This window comes from Bremerella cremea (assembly GCF_003335505.1).
GTDB classification, from domain to species: Bacteria; Planctomycetota; Planctomycetia; order Pirellulales; family Pirellulaceae; genus Bremerella; species Bremerella cremea_A.
Genome location: NZ_QPEX01000045.1, coordinates 480,308 through 498,532 on the forward strand (window position 1 = coordinate 480,308; position 18,225 = coordinate 498,532).

General features: G+C 53.3%; 14 protein-coding genes. 9 read left to right on the forward strand and 5 right to left on the reverse strand.

Annotated features, from left to right (window positions below; genetic code table 11):
• Positions 1-157: 157 nt before the first annotated feature.
• The 4 genes from DTL42_RS22800 to DTL42_RS22815 form a co-directional block, all read right to left on the reverse strand.
• The gene (locus DTL42_RS22800) at positions 158-898 is read right to left on the reverse strand and encodes an alpha/beta hydrolase (RefSeq protein WP_147274411.1); all 741 of its coding nucleotides are present in this window, start codon (positions 896-898) and stop codon (positions 158-160) included.
• A gap of 343 nt (positions 899-1,241) precedes the next feature.
• Entirely contained in the window at positions 1,242-2,189 is a 948-nt protein-coding gene (gene mdh, locus DTL42_RS22805) for a malate dehydrogenase (protein ID WP_114372536.1), read from the reverse strand.
• A 185-nt stretch (positions 2,190-2,374) separates the two neighbouring features.
• Positions 2,375-3,931 (reverse strand): hypothetical protein, encoded by a 1,557-nt coding sequence (locus tag DTL42_RS22810; RefSeq protein ID WP_158545521.1) that lies wholly within the window; start codon positions 3,929-3,931, stop codon positions 2,375-2,377.
• Positions 3,834-4,883: a hypothetical protein gene (locus DTL42_RS22815; protein WP_114372540.1), complete on the reverse strand. Its 1,050-nt coding sequence runs from the start codon at positions 4,881-4,883 to the stop codon at positions 3,834-3,836. The genes DTL42_RS22810 and DTL42_RS22815 overlap by 98 nt, the downstream gene beginning before the upstream one ends.
• Before the next feature lie 397 nt (positions 4,884-5,280).
• Between DTL42_RS22815 and DTL42_RS22820 the strand changes: the two genes are divergently transcribed.
• The 7 genes from DTL42_RS22820 (at position 5,281) to DTL42_RS22850 (ending at position 14,651) form a co-directional block, all read left to right on the forward strand.
• Positions 5,281-5,853 (forward strand): RNA polymerase sigma factor, encoded by a 573-nt coding sequence (locus tag DTL42_RS22820; RefSeq protein WP_234824323.1) that lies wholly within the window; start codon positions 5,281-5,283, stop codon positions 5,851-5,853.
• A gap of 85 nt (positions 5,854-5,938) precedes the next feature.
• The gene (locus tag DTL42_RS22825; protein WP_114372543.1) at positions 5,939-8,026 is read left to right on the forward strand and encodes a hypothetical protein; all 2,088 of its coding nucleotides are present in this window, start codon (positions 5,939-5,941) and stop codon (positions 8,024-8,026) included.
• A 274-nt stretch (positions 8,027-8,300) separates the two neighbouring features.
• Positions 8,301-11,471 carry a hypothetical protein gene (locus tag DTL42_RS22830; RefSeq protein WP_114372545.1) on the forward strand — a complete coding sequence of 1,057 codons (3,171 nt, stop codon included), beginning with the start codon at positions 8,301-8,303 and terminating at the stop codon, positions 11,469-11,471.
• 70 nt (positions 11,472-11,541) lie between these two features.
• Complete coding sequence (locus DTL42_RS22835; protein WP_114372547.1) at positions 11,542-12,558, forward strand: tetratricopeptide repeat protein; 1,017 nt, start codon at positions 11,542-11,544, stop codon at positions 12,556-12,558.
• 237 nt (positions 12,559-12,795) lie between these two features.
• Complete coding sequence (locus tag DTL42_RS22840) at positions 12,796-13,623, forward strand: MotA/TolQ/ExbB proton channel family protein (RefSeq protein ID WP_114372549.1); 828 nt, start codon at positions 12,796-12,798, stop codon at positions 13,621-13,623.
• A gap of 48 nt (positions 13,624-13,671) precedes the next feature.
• A complete protein-coding gene (locus DTL42_RS22845) occupies positions 13,672-14,124 on the forward strand; it encodes an ExbD/TolR family protein (RefSeq protein WP_114372552.1) in 453 nt (150 codons plus the stop codon).
• A 17-nt stretch (positions 14,125-14,141) separates the two neighbouring features.
• Entirely contained in the window at positions 14,142-14,651 is a 510-nt protein-coding gene (locus DTL42_RS22850; protein WP_114372554.1) for an ExbD/TolR family protein, read from the forward strand.
• Between the two features lie 134 nt (positions 14,652-14,785).
• On the opposite strand, the gene xerD is transcribed toward DTL42_RS22850, so the two are convergent.
• Positions 14,786-15,715, reverse strand: a complete 930-nt coding sequence (xerD, locus tag DTL42_RS22855) for a site-specific tyrosine recombinase XerD (protein WP_234824324.1) — start codon at positions 15,713-15,715, stop codon at positions 14,786-14,788.
• 242 nt (positions 15,716-15,957) lie between these two features.
• Here xerD and galE point away from each other — a divergent pair, with 242 nt between their 5' ends.
• Positions 15,958-16,941, forward strand: a complete 984-nt coding sequence (galE, locus tag DTL42_RS22860; protein WP_114372558.1) for a UDP-glucose 4-epimerase GalE — start codon at positions 15,958-15,960, stop codon at positions 16,939-16,941.
• 38 nt (positions 16,942-16,979) lie between these two features.
• A complete protein-coding gene (locus DTL42_RS22865; RefSeq protein WP_114372560.1) occupies positions 16,980-18,200 on the forward strand; it encodes a 1-acyl-sn-glycerol-3-phosphate acyltransferase in 1,221 nt (406 codons plus the stop codon).
• Positions 18,201-18,225: the final 25 nt, after the last annotated feature.

Consider the following 18,225-nt stretch of genomic DNA (forward strand, 5'->3'; position numbering starts at 1 on the left):
GAAAACCAGGGATAGGCGTCAATACGTATCCCTAACGCAAGCCTAGCGTACAAGGTGATAGCACTGCCGGCAGATAGGCCGAAAGAGAGAGATTCAACAAAAAACCCTCGATAAAATCGAGGGTTAACGCTTCAGCAAGAAGTTAAATCGCTGCCGATTATTTCAATACCTGCCCCATGACCCACCCGTTCAGATCTTCCAGCATATCGGTCATGATCCCATCGCCGCACAGGTACTCGCGGACATCCATTCGCAAACCGGCGCTGTAACCCAAGCGAATGTCGTCGCACAATTGCGATTCCGTGTAGTACGTGCTTTCGTGGCAATGCATCAACAGAATCGGTAAATTATCACACATGCCTAGGTTGCGCAGCGGGGCATTCCCGGTTGGCAGCGGACCGTTGATGGAAATGATACCTGCGTATTCGCCAGGATTCTGCAAGGCGAGTCGCAACGCCATCGTGGCCCCATCTTGGTAGCCAGCGAGAAAGACGCGGCGATGGTGAATGTTGAACTGCTCAGTCGCCGATTCGATTGCCATTTCTACTCGGCGGGAAGCGGCTTCAATACTCGCTTCATCTTGCGACCAGTAATAGGCAGGAAAACCATTGACGCGTCGCGAATGACAATTAACACCACGCGGTCCCACCGCAACAAAGTTCCGCGTACTGGTCAGCGGCATGATACGACGAAGCTGCGATTCGTTATCCATCGCTCCGTGCAACCAGACAATCAACGGATACGCGTAGCCTGGTTCGTAGTGCTCGGGCGAAAAGAGTTCGAGAGGGCAACTTTGCGACGAATCTCGACGAATACGAAACTCGTATATCTTGCTCTGCTGGACGCAAAGGTTGGACGAATGGCTTGTCGGCGGTGCAGGCGTGTCTAAGCGTTTCATGAACACGTTTTGAAGACTCTCGGTGTTGGATGTTCGGAGAGCGAAGACCAAAATGTGGCTTGGTTCGCCATTTGGGTCAAGATCAGCCTGGACCACTTTTTTATGGCCGATCTAGTTCGCTCATGTTTCGTGCCAACGACGAGAAATCGTTTTCCGGCGTCCTGCGCGACATCCTTGTCGCTCCGTTGGAACAAGCATTGAAACACGAATGAAGAAGGGAAACAATCTTGCTAGCGAGCACCAATTTCAGAGTTTTTTTTCTCGGCTTCCGCGACGTATTTCCCTCTTGACGCCGCGGAATATTGGCGTACCTGACGAGAGCTTCCCATGAAAGAGGCTTCGCTTAGGAAGCCAACAGCTTGTCCATGGCTTCGACCAGGCCTTTGACCGCGTCGACGCTCTTTTGGAAATCTGCTTTTTCCTGATCGGTCAGTTCCAATTCGACCACCTTCTCGACACCGTTAGAACCGAGGATCACGGGGACACCGACGTAGTAACCACCCACGCCGTATTCTTTGTCGCAATAGGCGGCACACGGAACCAAACGCTTCTTATCACGGACAATCGCTTCGACCATTTGGGCAGTCGCGGCAGCCGGTGCATAGTAAGCGCTGCCGGTCTTCAACAAGCCGACGATTTCAGCACCACCCTTACGAGCACGGTCGACGATTTCTTCCAAGCGAGATTCAGCCATCAGGCGTGTGACGGGAATACCACCAACCGAAGTACAAGAAGGCATGGGAACCATCGTATCGCCATGGCCACCCATGAGCATTGCCGAAACGTCTTCGACACTAACTCCCAGTTCCATGGCAATGAACGTACGATAGCGAGCCGTATCCAACACACCCGCTTGCCCCATCACACGATTCGCGGGGAAACCGCTCACCTTTTGAGCTTGTTGCACCATGGCATCCAGCGGGTTGCTCACGACAATGATCGAGGCATTCGGGCTGGTGGCTTTGATTTGCTCGGTGACGGCGGTCACGATTTTAGCGTTGGTAGCCAACAAGTCGTCGCGGCTCATCCCTGGCTTACGAGGAATACCAGCGGTGATCACAACCACATCGCTGTCTTTCGTATCGGCGTAATCGTTTGTGCCAATCACATTGCTATCGAAACCGACGATCGGCGAAGCCTGCATCAGGTCGAGCGCCTTGCCTTTGGGCATGTCTTCCGTTTGCGGAATGTCCAACAGCACAATGTCGCCCAGTTCGGCAGCGGCACACCAGTGGGCAGTCGTTGCCCCCACATTTCCAGCACCGACGATTGTGATCTTGGCTCGTTTCATGGGAAGGTTCTCCTGGTTGACCCAGCGGGGCTGGGGAAGCATGGTTGAAGACATGTCCGCAAGACGATCGGTCTACGCCAATTAAAATACGCGTTCCGATTCTGCTGCTGAATATGGGCGCACTGTGCGCGATTATCAAGAGGGCTTGACGCAGCCGACGCCGACTTCCAAGTCGATAGGCCGATTTAACGGCGACGCGGATGCTTTTTCCATGAGAATATCATCCCCATGGTCCCCCCAAGTGCAATCACCCCGCCCAGAATCAGCACGATCACTAAGACAAACTGATTGACCTCTGGCTCACCAACTTGGCTCTGCTCCTTCAGCGATTCTGCGATCAACAAAGGGCTGATTTGCCGCCGAGTATGTTCCTGCCCAGACATAAACGGACTCCGATAAGCCCACAGCTTGAAGAACGCTCCGGTCGCGGCAACGGGAAGATGAAGTTGGTCTCCCTCTTGAATGCCCTCTGGCAATTCAGACACACAAACTAACACGGGATACTCATGCGCAAATTCCTTGCGAGACGCCTCGTCCCCTGGCCGCTGCGAGACAATTGGCGCCGGAATCGGCACGAAAATGGACACTTCAAAATAGTGATCGATCCCTAGCCTAGCCTGGATATCGGCATCGTCGACTTCAATTCGAGTAATCCGTCGGCAAACTCCGGCCAGATCGATGAACTCGGCCCGATATTTTTCTGGGGCGACCATCAAGCCGATCCTGGGCAGCGTCAACAAATCGGACACACTCAATTCGACGGTAGGCGTTTGCTGACCGAACGGTAAACGCCCCACCGCAGCCAGCATTTGATAAAACGGCTCGCGTTCGCGTCCCTCGAATTTAGCCCGGTCTTGAATATACGACAACTCGCCAATATCCATCCCTTGCTTGGCCAAACGAACCATCGCCGGTGTCACGCCTAGCAGGGCATCAACACGATCAGGATGCCACGATATCTTCGACGTCGCAAAGATATAGCCCGTCTCGTTCGGTTCCGCCTGAAAGGTTTTGAGAAAAACGCCCGGACAACTAAAAGGCTGGCCACGAATTGCGTCGACTTGCTCGAAGTTCGCCTCCCAAGCAGCCGGAAGCTTTTCGACAACGATCGTTCCCGGCACCGTCCCGTTGTCCTGATCGAGCCGCACGTCGACCTCGTAATAAAACGGTATACCAACGGTCGAAACGGCCTCTTCCGGCACCATCTGCCTGCGGATTGCCTCGACCGTTCCGGTCAACAAATAGATCTCCAGGCGATGCTCGGCGGGATGCGTGGCCAGCTCGTTCCAAGGTACGCTCAACTTCAACCAATGCGTAATCCGATGAGGCTGAAGACGGCGAATTCGTGTGAGCCCGCGGACAACCGCTTCTTGCTCCGAATTTCCTAACCTTTCGCCATCGACGAACATCGCCAAATAACTGTTCCCGAAATCGATTAGCCCAAAAAATTCGCGGGCCGTCATCTTGTCAAAATCAGGACGCGATGCTTCCTCAGCGCCAGGCTTGGCTTGCTGCTGCTCGTCCGGTGTCGCTGGCTGATGGTCGCTCGGCTTGGCGGTTTCTTCTTGAGCGGAAAGATAAGCCGGGCAAGCGGACAAGATCCACAAAATGCTCAACCCAAGCAAAGGAGTGAAGCGGGGAAAGTTATTCCGGTGATTTATCATCTGGCTGCTGGTGAGAAGAGGCTTGTTGAAGCTCGGCAGCCAGGGCGCCAAGTCGATCGCGTACAGAAATGCCAACATCCAGTTCCTCGGAGTGCTCTTCAAATTGCTTACGGTTCTTTTGGCGAATTCGCTTTTCGACTTCAGAATCTTGATTGCGACTGTTCCACCACACAAACCCCACCACAACACTTGCCACGACGAATGTCAAAGCAACTCCCACGATGATTTCAGTTGATGAGATATTTTGAGCAACCTCGATAGGAGTCGTCCAACGAAATGTTTTTGCCATCAACAAGGGTGACGTGGTGGCACCTCCCTTCGCTGGATGAACCCACTTTTTGAAATAAATCGCCCTGAGCGTTACACGTTGGGCCATTTGATCTGCCACCGGGAACCCTTCCGGTAAGTCAAGGCAGTAAATGACCATCGGAAAATTATCGCTCCCACCGAATAACCACAACTGCCACATATCGCTGGCCTGGTCATCCAGTTTGTTGGGCGAGACTTTTACACACCGGCGGATCGTCCCCGAGACCGTTACCAAGCGGCCGCGATAGAGTTCGGATTGCTGAAAAAGCTGACCGAATTGAACACGTGGTGCTTTCTCGGACTCAAGCTGGGTGATCGTTGTCGCCTGCAAACGATCACGAATCTGCCGCCAAGCGGGAAAGCCACTCGCGCGAAATGCACTGTTATCTTCCACCGCCGCAAGTGCTTCGGGACTTGCCCAGAGGTCGGTGGCATCGGCTTCGCCGGCTGGCTGCTTCCCCTTTGCCCCTAAGGTGTAGGGAGTCACCGGACGTTCGCGAGGCTTTGCCAGACGAAACTCTCCTTCGATGCCATTGTCAGCGGCGACTGCTTTTCGCTCAACACGAATATCTTGCTGCGTGAGCTTCGGATTCGCTTGCCCCTCAACCTCTTGCGATCCACTCTCTGGAGGTACAATCCAATGCCATGTCTTGGGATCAGACGCGCGAAAAATCAAGACGAACACCAACCCCAACGAGCCGACGAGCATCAGCAGGCGCATTTGTTCTTTCCGCGAAAAGTAATCTCGCGGGGGGGGGCGTCGAGAACGAGGTGATTCCGATGGGGTAGGTGACATGGCAACAACTATTATAGGCAACCGGCCGAGCAGTCCACGCGAACCAGAAGGGAAACCCAAGCAAGATGCCGATCCCCTCCCCTAGCCTGGCAGTGTGTCAAATTTCGGCTGCGGCAGTTGAGAGGGCACAGACGACATTCTATGTGCCTTAAATCTATTCTCTACCAAGAGATACATCAACCGACACACCTTCCAAGTGAACCACAAGCCAGGGCTGGACGAATCCGCTCAGCTCTATGGTATTATGGGTTTTATCTCGAAATTGGCTCCTCTTTCAGGGAATAATCAGGGTTTTCGTCCACGAATGATTACCTAGGAGGAGTTGTCTTGCGAGATACAACGGGGCCTCGACCTCGTCTGTTATTTCCTTGTCGATTCTTCCTCGGAGTTTGCGTTGGCTCTTTCCGACGAGCAGTTTCACCGATTGGTTGACCACCACGGACCGACGCTCTACCGCGTCGCGTTTCGTATGATGGGCAATCGCCACGATGCCGAAGACGTCGTCCAAGACGCCTTTCGATCGGTATGGGACAGCCGCGATCGATTCGACGCAGAAAAGGGAGAACGGGCTTGGCTGATTGCCATTCTGCGCCGTCGCATTGTTGATCGTTGGCGCAGAAAAAAGCAGCCCATGCCCCTTTCCGATCACGATGAAATTACGCCCGAGTTGGAAGCCCCTGCCGAACCAGACCAAAGCCTCAGCGATGAAATGCAATCCGCCTTGGCTAGTCTCTCCAAGGATCTACGGGAAGCAATTTTGTTGGTGGTCGTCGGGGAACTGACGCACCAGGAAGCTGCGGATCTCCTGAAAGTGCCCTTAGGGACCATCCTCTCTCGCGTAAGCCGAGCCAGGAAGAAACTCCATCACGAGCTTTCCACGAAGTCGTCTTCCTAAACGGGAATTCAGACAGCAAGGCATCGTCATAGATAGTGACCCTCGAAATAGCCTCAACCTATAAGTACTGAAAACAAGCGTTAACGTGAATCCTTCGGACCGAGAATTCGAACTCGACCATCAGCTTCAAGGCGTGCCTGTTCCGCCCGATTTGATGGCACGCTTGAAGTCGATCCCTGCTGGCTCTGAAGCGGACGCTGCGCTCGATGCGAAACTCAACGCCGTCGCCGTGCCAGAAGATCTAACGGAGAAGCTACGGCAAATTACGACAACCGCTTCTCCTGTTTCGCTTCCTGAACTCCAACCGAAAGAAATTTCCCCCAGACACAGCAATCGCTGGGCCACTGCCCTGTGGAGCGCGGCTGCTGCGATCTTAGTTGCGGTAGGCATTGGCTGGGGTATTTTGCACCAAGGGCCGGCAGACATTGCCCAACCATCTGTCAAAAGCACATTCCCTGATCCCCTTCTGCCAACTCACCCCACCAACGACGACCAACCACTCGTTTGGCTTGGGCCAACATCCGCCGAGCTTCGTACAGAGCAGTCTTTCTCCGATCTTACACCCCTGCCCGGCCCTGACTCACTGGCGCACTTCGGCACCGAATGGACATCGCCGAATTTGTCTGCCGATGCAACAAAACGCCCACCACGCATCTCGTCGATGGACGAGCAGTTCCCCAGCGATCTGTTGGCCAGCACATTCCTTATGCGTTTCCAACCATTAGGAGCCAACCCGCTGATCTCGACCCAGCCGGGGCGGCCTCAAATGATCTTCCCCGTGACTTCGCCTGTTTCCTACTTCCCGACAACCAAAGCGTACGATCGCGATTTCTTATTGCGGGAGTCTGCCCAGCCGTTTGTCTCGACGCAAGATGCCGGACTACGCACGACGAGCTTGCCTGTTTCCACAGCCGAGCAGAGCTATGAAAGTGTTGCCTTCTCGGAAAAACCATGGTCCTCCGAGTTGCTGGCCGATGCCCGCATGGAACAATGGCTCGCCGCGACCGGCAGGTTTTACGTTCCCGCTCAGCCAGGCCAACTCGAGCTTCGCACGGCAGCCGGCCCAGCCGTATTTGCCCGCGACCGCGTGCAGCTACTGCAAATTGGGGTCGTCGCTGGTTCCGCCGACCCAGCCAATCGCCCGCCTGCCCATATCACTTTTGCGGTTACCCCTCCGGCGGATAGCGCCGACATCCTTCGAACATGGATGCCCGTTAAAATCGCACTTCGCGAGATGATCGATCATTTACAACCTCATGATACGATCACGCTGGTCGTGATGTCTGAGTTTCCGTACGTGCTTCTCGAAGACGTTAGTGTCGACGATAGCGAAGTCTGGTTTGCCGCGCTCGACCGTATCCAGCCTGGCGAACAATCGAACCTTGCCGAAGGGATTCGCTTGGCTGCGGGCACGGCGATTGGCAAGCCTGGGTTTGGAGATATCCGCCGCCCGTTAGTCGTGCTCTCAGATCGGTTCCCTGCTTTAGATACCGAGACCAATCGCCAGCTTCGCCCCCTGGTAGAAGACGCCACCAAGCAGCATGTCGACTTTACCTGGGTCCAACTCGAAGACCGCCACTTCGCTTCCCTTCTGCCTGCTCCATCCTCGATAGAGGGCTTGGGGCACTGGCTGGTAACGAATTCCCTGCAAGACCTCAGTCACTTGTTCGATCAGCAGATTCATGACGCCGAGACTTTGGTGGGGACGAATCCCACCATCGAAATTAAATGGAACGAAAAGTCGGTTTCGCAATATCGGTTGATCGGCTATCTGCCGCTGGGTGGCGATTTCATACCTGCTTCCCAGACGCAAGAATTACACGCGTTCGATTCCGGTACGGTTCTTTTTGAAGTGATTATGCCGGAAGAAGGGCCTAACGAGGTTGCCCAGGTTAATCTGCAATGGCAAGACCCCAGCGGTAAGCTCCGCAAGTCGACCCAAAAGGTCAGCCGGCTGCAATTTGCCTCGTCGTGGCATGCCTCCCCACTTTCGCTGCAAGCAGCACAATTAACGGCTCAATCCTTGTCATTACAGCGGAATTCGTACTTTTCTCGGCGCCGGGGCAACACGATGGACGAGCTAGAAAGCTGGGCAGAAGGACTGAACCCAGCCCTCAAGCAGCATGCCAGTTACCCCCGTTTAGAACTCCTGTTGCCGCCTACCCACCTATAGGAAGAATGGAACTCCCCAGCAAAAGACCAACCTTGATGCCTCAGGATTGAGTCTATAATAGATTGGTAAAGGAACAGCACTTCTCCTCTTACTCTTCTCAAATCGCATCACCGACGAACCCGACGACGAACCGCGCCGGTTGTCTTGGATGCCTAAATTTAAGCTTATTCCCTTTCCATTGCGTTTGACTTCAGGCGGCGATTTATACAGGGAAGTCTTTTTTTTGAGCGGGTACGGGTAGAAGATTCGCCTTGTCTTACGAGGATGTATATCGATGCGGATTTTCAAACAATCATTGATCTCTCTTGGCCTGCTTCTGGCCGCCGCGCCTTTTGTACGCGCCGAGGAACCCTTCAACGAGTTTTTCGATGGGTTACTGCAGCGTGGTTACTACGAGCAAGCGATCTGGTACGTCGATTCGGTTTCAAATAATCCGACACTACCAAACGAGATCAAGAATACGCTTTTGTATCGGAAAGCTCAGGCCCAAATTGAAGCGTCGCGTTATATCGCTAATCTCCAGCAGCGCGGAGCAATGCTAGAGGATGCCTCAAACAACTTGGCCGAATTTCTCAAGCAACACCCCAAAAACGATCGCGCGATTGATGCGACCATCGAACGCGGCACTGTGCTTTCCAGCCAAGCTCGCGTCGCCCAAGCCCTGGCACGGAAAGAAGATTCCGCTGCGGCGAAAGCTCCTTTCCTGAAAGAAGCACGCGACAAATACGCCGAGGCCCGCAAGATCTACGAAGCTGCTAACACGCAAATTCGTGACACGCTATCTAAGCTCGGCAAAGTTCTCGATCCGACCAAAGATGGTGCCAAGATTGCTTTCCGTGACGAGATGCGTGCCTCTTACATCCAAACACAAATGCTGGCCGCGACCTGCCTCCTAGAGTCGGCCAAGACACTTGACGAAAAGAGCGAAGAACGCAAAAAACAGCTCGAACAGGCCGCCAAAGAATTCGGTGAAACCTACAGCAAATACAAGGACTTCTTAGCGGGCTTATACGCTCGTTTATACGAAGCTCAAGCCCAGCAAGCTTTGGGCAAAGACAAAGAAGCGATCTCCATCTACCAGGACGACCTTTTTAAACTGCTTGAAGATCAACCCGAGCGGATGCGTCGGGTGAAATTGAAAGCAGCAATCGGGCTGGCGAATATTTGGCTCAAGCAGGAAGCAGCCCCTAAGGTTGTCAACGAACTCGCTCCCTGGCTCGAGGCGCAACAACTTCGTCCTAACGATCTCCGCGACGAAGAATGGCTGGAACTTCGTTATCTTGTTGCCCAAGCATATTTAGCCGATGCCGCAGCCCTTGGTCCCAAAGATAAATCGTATGCCACCTACCGTCGTGCAGCCTTGAAACTGGCAACCGAAATCGCCAAGTATCCAAACGAATACAAAAAGAAGGCGATTGAAATAAAGATCGAGTTGCAAGGCGCAGAGACGGTCGCTCAGAACACGCCGGAGCCGAAGACCTTTCAGGAAGCCGTTATCGCTGGACGAGAGTTGCTCACCAAAGCAAATACGCAACAACAAATCGTGATCGCTAAGCTGCAAAAAGACTTGGCAGCCGCCTCCGACGATGCGACCAAGCAAGAGCTTACCAGCAAAATTGAAACCGAAGAGAAAACGGTTCAAGACGATTTCGCCCAAGCCAAGTTGTTCTTTCAACAAGCGATGCGGTTGGCCGATCGGGATACCCCGCGCGACGAAATCAACAACGTGCAATACCACCTCTCGTATCTATCCTTCCAAGAAGGCCAATACTGGCAAACATTCGCACGGGCTTCGTTCATTGCAGAGCACTATCCCAATAGTTCAAGTGCTCAGGCATGCAGCATAGTGTCGCTGAAGAGTGCTTATCGCCTATTTGAAAGTGCCCCAGCGGATCAACGCTCTTTCGAGCTTTCCCTGGTTAAACGCGTGACCGACTTTGTTGCCAAGCAATGGCCGAATTCCGAAGAAGCTGGCCAAGCTCAACTTGCGTTAGTCGGCTTGCAACTGCAACAAGCTTCAGCTGCCGACCTCCCTTGGCAACAGCAGAAAACATTGATCGGCGACGCCGAAAACATCGTCACCAAAATGGCCGATGGCAATTCTGCCAAAGCAGATGCGCAATTGAAGATTGGCCAAATGTATTGGAGCTTGTTTAACCGTGGCAAAGCCTTAAAACGTGCTGCGGGAAAGGACAACGCTACGCAAGGTCTGCCCGACGACAAGGAACTCGCAGCGCTAAAGCAAAAAGCGGAATCGATCCTCACTGCCGGAGTCAACCAATTTAAAGGGAACGACGCTGACTACACCTACGTCCTTGCGGCGATCTCATTGGCCCAAATCTACACCGATACTGGCGAGGCCCAAAAAGCGGTTGCTCTATTAGAAGAGCCTAAGCTTGGTTTACTCAGCTTAGTTGAAGCCAACAATAAAGCCGCCAATGTCCCCGGCGTTAAGCAGTTCATCTATCGAGCGGCCGTGCGGACGTATATCTCAGCACTTTCGACCACCAAAGATCCGGCCCAAACCGAAACGATGATGGCCAATGCCGAGAAGGCCATGGGGGAACTGCAAAACCTGGCCGGCGATGATGCCAAAAGCCAGAAAGAGCTGATTGCGATTTACATATCACTGGCAACCGATCTTAAGCAACAGCTAGACAACGCCGAGCCTTCCCAGAAAGAATCGCTCGGGGCGGCCTTCGAGAAATTCCTGGACCGCTTAGCCCAAACCAGCAGCGAACCGAACGTGCTCAACTGGGTCGGGGAAACGTTCTATAACGTGGGACAAAGCTTCTCGGAAGATCCTAGTTATAAAGGTGATGCCAGCAATTTCTACAAGAAAGCGATCGCCGCCTATCAGCGCATCTTAGACAAGAATTCCAGCGACGATGTTAACCCAGCCTTGCTGCAACAAGTGCGAGTCCGCATTGCCATGGCGCAGCGCGAGACGGGGCAATATGAAGAAGCATTAACGACGTTCGCTAATATCTTGGAACAAAACAATATGATCGTGAACGTGCAAGTCGAAGCCGCGAAGACCTACTACTTGTGGGGCCTTAACGGGGGTGACTCCAAAACGTTCTATCAGGCGATGATGGGAACCCACCCCGATCCCAAGACGAAGAAAAATACCATCTGGGGATGGGGGCGTTTGCAAGCGATCTTGGCTCGTTACGCGAAACGAGGAGCCGAACCGTCGCCGTACAAAGATGTCTTCTACGAATCCCGCTATTATCTGGCCGCATGCCGTTACCAATACGCCTTGGCCCAAGACAGCGAAGATAAAAAGAAGCAATACTTGGGCATGGCTGCCAAGGACATCACTTCGACTCAGTTGTTCGATCCCGGATTGGGTGGCGAACCGATGTGGTCGAAGTTCGATGCATTGATGAAAAAGATTCAAAAGGACCTAACCGGAACCCCCCAGGGCTTGGAAAAGAAATAACAAGCACCGCTCGCGTTAGGCCACCCCAAACTTATCACAGAACGATCGATTTATTCGAGGAGCACTCAATATGCGTCAGTACCTATTTCTGGCCACCGTCGCGACTCTGGTCGCTGGCGGCCCACTACTGGCCGACACGGTTCGCACCACGACTGGTACTCCACAGTCAGGCACCATCGTTGGCACGACCGCCGACGTGATCAAGCTGAGCAAAGGTGGAACGGTCGTAGAGATCCCGACCAATGAAGTGGTTGAAGTTCTACTCGATGAAGAATCTTTCCCCGTAAAGTCGGCCCGCAGCAACGTCGAATCTGGCCAATATGCGGATGCCATTGAGAAGCTCAAGGGAGAGCAAAGCAAGAACGAGCTCGTCAATCAAGAGATCGCTTTTCTGCGTGCTTATTCGCTGGGCAAACTCGCCTTGGCCGGCTCGGCAGACAAGGCAACCGCTGCCAAAGCTTTGCTTGACTTTGCCAGCCAGTCTTCTGGCAGTTATCACTTTTACGAAGTCGCCCGCATGTTGGGAGACCTGGCCGTAAGCACCGGCAACTACGACGCTGCCACCAAATATTACGGTGCGTTGTCGAAGGCCCCCTGGCCCGATATGAAGATGTCCGGCAATGTGCTCGAAGGCCGTGCGCTACTGGCTCAAGACAAAGCAGACGCAGCCATTAAGAAATTTGACCAGGTGCTTAAGTCCGATGCTTCCGTTGCCGGAGCGGTCCGCCAAAAAAGCTTTGCTTCGGTTGGCAAGGCCCAAGCATTAGCCCTGACAGGCAAAGCTGACGAGGGGGTTACGCTGGCCCAAAAGGTGATCGAGAACGCCGATCCGCAAGACAAAGAACTATTCGGGCGTGCTTACAATGCCCTTGGTCAGTGCTACATGAAACAGAGCCAGCCCAAAGAAGCCCTGCTGGCCTACCTTCATACAGACATCTTGTTCTATCGAGATCCAGAAATTCATGCCGAAGCGTTATACCACCTGAGCAATCTTTGGAAGGAGGTCAACTCTCCCGATGAAGCAACTTCAGCCAGAAACCTGCTAATCAATCAATATCCAGGCAGCGTTTGGTCCAATCGGCAATAATTGGCCCGTCGAGTTACGATTAAGAGGGTGAGTTCGCCAGAAAACAGCGGCCAACTCACCCTAGAAGTGCTTCTCGGGGTGAATCACGCCAACTAAAATACAAGTTTTTCCGTTTGATTTATCCCGAAATCTACTCGCCCTTGTGACCTATTGTTTAGCAAGCCGCGAGTGAAAAACTCGTCTATTCCCAACCAATCCAGGTCTTAGCTCAGATATTCGCATCGCTTGGAGATCCCTATGTTGCGTCGATCCCACGAGTATTCCCTTCCCTTCTGCCTGGCCCTGGTTGCCTTAGTGTTGGGTATCTTCCTGACGACCCAGACGGCTACAGCCCAAGATGCCGCCGACGCCGAACCGGCCGCTGAAGCGCCGGCTGCCGATGCCCCAGCTGATGACGCTGGCGGCGCAGCGGACGCCCAAAAAGAAGACACCCCGAAAGAACGGCTTTCCGTTCTGGCCTGGACCTACAAAGCACTGACCTATTACTTTTGGATCTTCTTGTTGATCTCGGTGATATTTGTGGCGCTTCTGGTCATGAACATCATGAACGCCCGCCGCGAAAACGTGGTTCCCCTGGCGTTGGTCGAAAGCTTCGAGGCGTGCCTGGACGAGAACCAAGTGCAAGAGGCTTACGACATGGCTAAGGAAGATGAGTCATTCCTCGGTAAGGTTCTCTCGGCTGGCCTCGAAAAGGTCTCCAGTGGCTACGACAAGGCCATTGAAGCGATGCAGGAAGTGGGCGAAGAAGAGAACATGAAACTCGATCACCGCCTCAGCTATCTGGCCTTGATCGGCACGCTCAGCCCGATGATCGGACTATTCGGTACGGTGGACGGGATGATCCGAGCGTTTAGCGTTATCGCCATCAGCGGTTCGACGCCGGAAGCCTCGAAGCTGGCTGAAGGTATTTCGACCGCTCTGTTTACCACGTTGGTCGGTCTGGCGTTGGCCATTCCGGCAATCGCCGCCTACAACATCCTCCGCAATCGCGTCGATCGCCTGGCCTTGGAAGTTGGGATTACCAGCGAAGGGCTGATGAGCCGCTTTGAAAACGTGCGTAAGTAGTGCCTGTTTCCTCCGCCCGATCTCTTTCGCAAAAAGACTTAGTACGACATGAAGATCAAGAAGTACCGACGGGAGGTTCAGGAAGGGGACATGACCCCGATGATCGACATGACGTTTCAGTTGATCGCCTTCTTTATGGTGTTGATCAACTTTACGCAAGCCGATCAGAACAAGGACATCAAACTTCCTGAAAGCGAACTGGCGAAACCGCCTGAAGTCCCCTTCGAAAATGCATTAACTTTGCAAGTTTTTCAGGACGGCAACGTCTTTTTCGATGGCAAGAAGTACACGCCGGAATCGATCCGCCCTTCGTTGATTGTGGAAAAACAGATTGCCGACGAATTAAACGCGGGCAAAGGCGGAGCCGCCCAGACCGTCACCGTGATCATTCGTGGGGACGCTCGTGTGGAAACGGGGAAAGTCCAAGACCTAATCAAGCTTTGTCAGGATGTCGGCTTCGAGAAGTTCTCCTTGAAGGCGAAAGAAAAAGTCCCCTACTAAGGCAACGGTTTGAATTCATGAAACTTCGCAAGAACGAAGTCCACGGACGAGAAAAAGTTGAAGTCCCGATGACGCCGATGATCGACATCGTGTTTCAGCTTCTCGTCTTCTTCATCATGACGTTCAAAATCGTCGCGATGGAAGGGGACTTTAACATCAACATGCCGCAAGCCGCTCAGGGCTCGCCCAGTACCACGCAAATCGCGCTGACGCTTTCGCTACGAGCTGGACCAAGTGGGAACCTGCAATCGGTCTCACTGAACAACCTGCCCCCTTTTGAAGGGAGCGTGCAGGAAAAGTTCCGTAAGCTGCAAGATGCCATTGTCGAACAAGTGGGTGTCAACGATGGCCCCAGCACCACGCAGGAAGAGTCCGAAATCGAAATCGATGCCGACTACCAACTGCATTACAACTACGTAATCCAAGCCATCACGGCGGTTACCGGTCGGATTGATCCCAAGACAGGCGAAGTCCAGAAGCTGATCGAAAAGATCAAGTTCGCCCCAGGCTCTGGAAGCGGCAGCTAAACTGCTGCATGCATTCTCAAAACCAATTATTGAGGTCTGCGCCACTAATCCAAGAGGGGCGACCAACGGAAGCCCCGGCTTCGTGCCAAATCGGCCCGTTGCTATGTTGGATTACCGGCGCAGACATCAATAGTTCACGCGCGAGGATGAAACGTGGCGTGAACTTTCTTTAAACGCGACTGATCGACGTGCGTGTAGATTTGGGTCGTGGCAATACTGGCATGCCCCAACAATTCTTGCACCTGGCGCAGATCCGCTCCACCAGCTAACAGATGCGTGGCGAAGCTATGGCGTAATGTATGCGGACTAACATCTGGGGCGATGCCTGCTCGTAAAGCATACTTTTTTACCATCTCCCAAATTGCTTCCCGCCGCAATGCTCGCCCGGTTCGAGTCAAAAAGAACTCAGGCGTCTCTGGACCTCGCGCTGCCAACTTGGGTCGCTCTTTTTCGCAGTAATCGCGGCACGCCGAGATGGCTTTTTCACCAAGCGGAACCAGGCGCTGCTTATCTCCCTTACCATGGAGACGACAATACCCCTCACCCAGGTGAACGTCATTCGCCTTGAGGCCTGCAATTTCCGAAGCTCGGCAACCACACGCGTACAGCACTTCCAAGATCGCGCGATCGCGTCGCCAATAAGGATCTTCGCTCCACGGTGCCGTCAGGAAGTCATCGATCTGATAAGGTGGAATAACAGAAGGAATCTTCTGCCACAGCTTTTGACAGCCTAGCAGTTCAACGAGATTTTCTTCCAGCACACCTTCCAATTGCAAGTAGCGAAAGAAAACCTTAAGGGAGATGATATGCCTGGCGATTGAAGCCGGGGCCAATTGCTGATCGTGTAACCAAGCCACATAATCCGAAAGCTCGATGATCGTCAAATCTTTCGGATTTTTATTACCGACCCATGTCCGAAAACGTTGTAGATCTCGCGAATAAGCTTGGATGGTATTTTTAGAAAGATGACACTCCGTCGTCAGGTAAGTAACCAACGAAGCAATCAGCCGCTCGATTCGTTCCCCTTGCGGTTGTGGCAGCGGTCGTTTGAGTTTTAATTTCAATTTCCGCTTCATTGAAAACCCGAGCTATTTTTTGCAGTATGAGATCGTGGCTTACTCTCTTTCTTCGACAGGATACGTGGCCCGTTCGAACAATCCAAGGAAGATTCCGATCGTATTGATCCTAAGGGCGTAATGGGTCAAAATCCGAACTCTCACTCAGCAAGCCGCTCGCCAAACGGTGGGTATGTCGATCCGCCGTACTCTCCGCACCGTCCATCAAAAGGTATCGAGGTTTTCGGAAAATGCGTGTACTAGTCACCGGAGGAGCAGGCTACATCGGTTCGCATACGGCTCGCAAATTGGCCGCAGCAGGGCACGAGGTAGTGATTTTCGATAACCTCTTGTACGGACATCGCAGCGCCGCCGGGAAAATACCCCTTGTCGTGGAGGATTTGATCGACCGCGACAAATTGACGGCTACCCTACTAGAAAACAAGATTGAAGCGGTGATCCACTTTGCGGCGTTTGCCCAAGTGGGCGAGTCGGTTACCAATCCTTCGATCTATTACAACAACAACATTTGCGGAACCATCAGCCTGCTCGATGCCATGCGGGCAGCCGATGTCGGACGGATTGTGTTTTCCAGCACTTGTGCCACGTATGGTATTCCTGCGTCGTCACCCATTGACGAGACCTTTCCCCAAGCTCCGATCAATCCGTATGGTTTCTCAAAACTAGCGATCGAGCATGCGTTGCAAGACTACTCACAGGCTTATGGAATCGCTTACGCAGCGCTTCGCTATTTCAACGCAGCTGGGGCTTCCCCCCAAGGCGATATTGGCGAAGACCACACGCCCGAATCGCACCTGATTCCGGTCGTTTTGCAAGTCGCTTTGGGCCAGCGAAAAGCAATCAGTATTTTCGGTACCGACTACCCCACCGAGGATGGCACATGCGTCCGCGACTATATCCATGTCGATGACCTAGCCGACGCCCACCTTCTGGCCATGGAAAAAATTACGCCGGAAAACTCCCTGCAGCTAAATCTGGGCACAGGGCGAGGAAGCAGCGTGCAAGAAATTGTTGAGGCCTGTCGCGAAGTGACAGGGCACGAAATTCCGACCGAGCTTAGTCCACGCAGGGCAGGAGACCCGCCTGCCCTGGTAGCCAATCCGTCGCTGGCCCGTAAAATTCTCGATTGGCAACCGAAGTACTTGGATGTACGCGAAACGATTGAAACAGCTTGGCGTTGGCATCAGTCGCACCCCCAAGGTTTCGCCGACTAGCGTTCCCGTGCGATGAATCGCAAGGCTCCCGCGATCCTATGCAGAAGATCATCATTGAAAAGCCCTATCGATTTGTTCCTCCGCATCGTGGAACGCGCTGGCCCGACTTTATCCAGCGTTTTAACCTTTATGGACGCTACCTAAAGCGGTTTGAAGGGATTACTTCGCACGAAGTCCGCCACAGCGACCGCCTCAAAAAATCGCTGGATGCGGGCCATGGGATTCTACTGGCGCCCAACCACAGCCGCATTTCCGATCCCTTGGTTCTTGGTTTTCTGGCCCGGGAAGTAGATTGCCATCTCTACTCTATGGCGAGTTGGCATCTCTTCAACCAGGGATGGTTCAAGGCCTGGGCGATTCGTTTGATGGGCGGATTCAGTATCTTTCGTGAAGGGATCGATCGCAAGTCGCTCGCTACGGCAATCGATGCCATGGTCGAAGCCAAACGCCCGCTGGTTGTTTTCTCGGAAGGTTCCACCACACGGACCAACGATCACTTGCACGAACTTCTCGATGGAGTCGCTTTCGTCGCTCGCTCGGCTGCTAAACGTCGCGCGAAAGAAGGTCTTGGTGATACGGTCATTCACCCCATTGGGATTAAGTATGTCTTTCGTGGCGATATCGACGCAGCCGTTCTTCCCGTCCTACACGAAATCGAACACCGCCTAGGCTGGCGAACCTCGGAAGAGCTTTCTCTACTGGAACGTGTCGAACGCATGGGAGAAGGCTTACTTGCCCTCGAAGAAATCCGTTACGCTGGCAAGGCCAAGTCAGGCATTGAACTTTCGCTTCGCACAGCAGATTTGATCAACGCGATCCTCCAGCCACTGGAAAAAGAGTGGCTGAAAGAAGAGTCGTCAGGCAGTGTCTTGCCCAGGATCAAAGCCCTTCGCTCGCGCATTCTTCCGGACATGATCACCGGCAAGCTATCCGCAGAGGAACGAGAACGCCGCTGGATGCAGCTGGAAGATATTTACGTCGCCCAGCAGATTTCGTGTTACATCCCTAACTACTTGCGAGACTACCCCAGCGTAGACCGCTTGCTGGAAACGGTCGAGCGTTACGAAGAAGACCTTAAAGACACCACCACCATCCATGGCTCGCTGCATGTCATCATCGATGTCGACACACCGATCCTCGTTTCTCACGAGCGACGTCCTAAAGGGGACGAAGACCCGCTGATGGACGAACTAAAGCAGCGTCTCCAAGCAAAATTGAACGAACTGAAAGCCGAATCTCAGCTCTATTCGCCGAAGTAATTTTCCTAGCGTTCCGCCTCATCCC

Coding starts and splice junctions, on each gene's coding strand:
- DTL42_RS22800 (WP_147274411.1), bottom strand. CDS start 898: ATGAAACGCTTAGACACGCCTGCACCGCCGACAAGCCATTCGTCCAAC.
- mdh (WP_114372536.1), bottom strand. CDS start 2,189: ATGAAACGAGCCAAGATCACAATCGTCGGTGCTGGAAATGTGGGGGCA.
- DTL42_RS22810 (WP_158545521.1), bottom strand. CDS start 3,931: ATGTTGGCATTTCTGTACGCGATCGACTTGGCGCCCTGGCTGCCGAGC.
- DTL42_RS22815 (WP_114372540.1), bottom strand. CDS start 4,883: ATGCGCCTGCTGATGCTCGTCGGCTCGTTGGGGTTGGTGTTCGTCTTG.
- DTL42_RS22830 (WP_114372545.1), top strand. CDS start 8,301: ATGCGGATTTTCAAACAATCATTGATCTCTCTTGGCCTGCTTCTGGCC.
- DTL42_RS22835 (WP_114372547.1), top strand. CDS start 11,542: ATGCGTCAGTACCTATTTCTGGCCACCGTCGCGACTCTGGTCGCTGGC.
- DTL42_RS22840 (WP_114372549.1), top strand. CDS start 12,796: ATGTTGCGTCGATCCCACGAGTATTCCCTTCCCTTCTGCCTGGCCCTG.
- DTL42_RS22845 (WP_114372552.1), top strand. CDS start 13,672: ATGAAGATCAAGAAGTACCGACGGGAGGTTCAGGAAGGGGACATGACC.
- DTL42_RS22850 (WP_114372554.1), top strand. CDS start 14,142: ATGAAACTTCGCAAGAACGAAGTCCACGGACGAGAAAAAGTTGAAGTC.
- galE (WP_114372558.1), top strand. CDS start 15,958: ATGCGTGTACTAGTCACCGGAGGAGCAGGCTACATCGGTTCGCATACG.
- DTL42_RS22865 (WP_114372560.1), top strand. CDS start 16,980: ATGCAGAAGATCATCATTGAAAAGCCCTATCGATTTGTTCCTCCGCAT.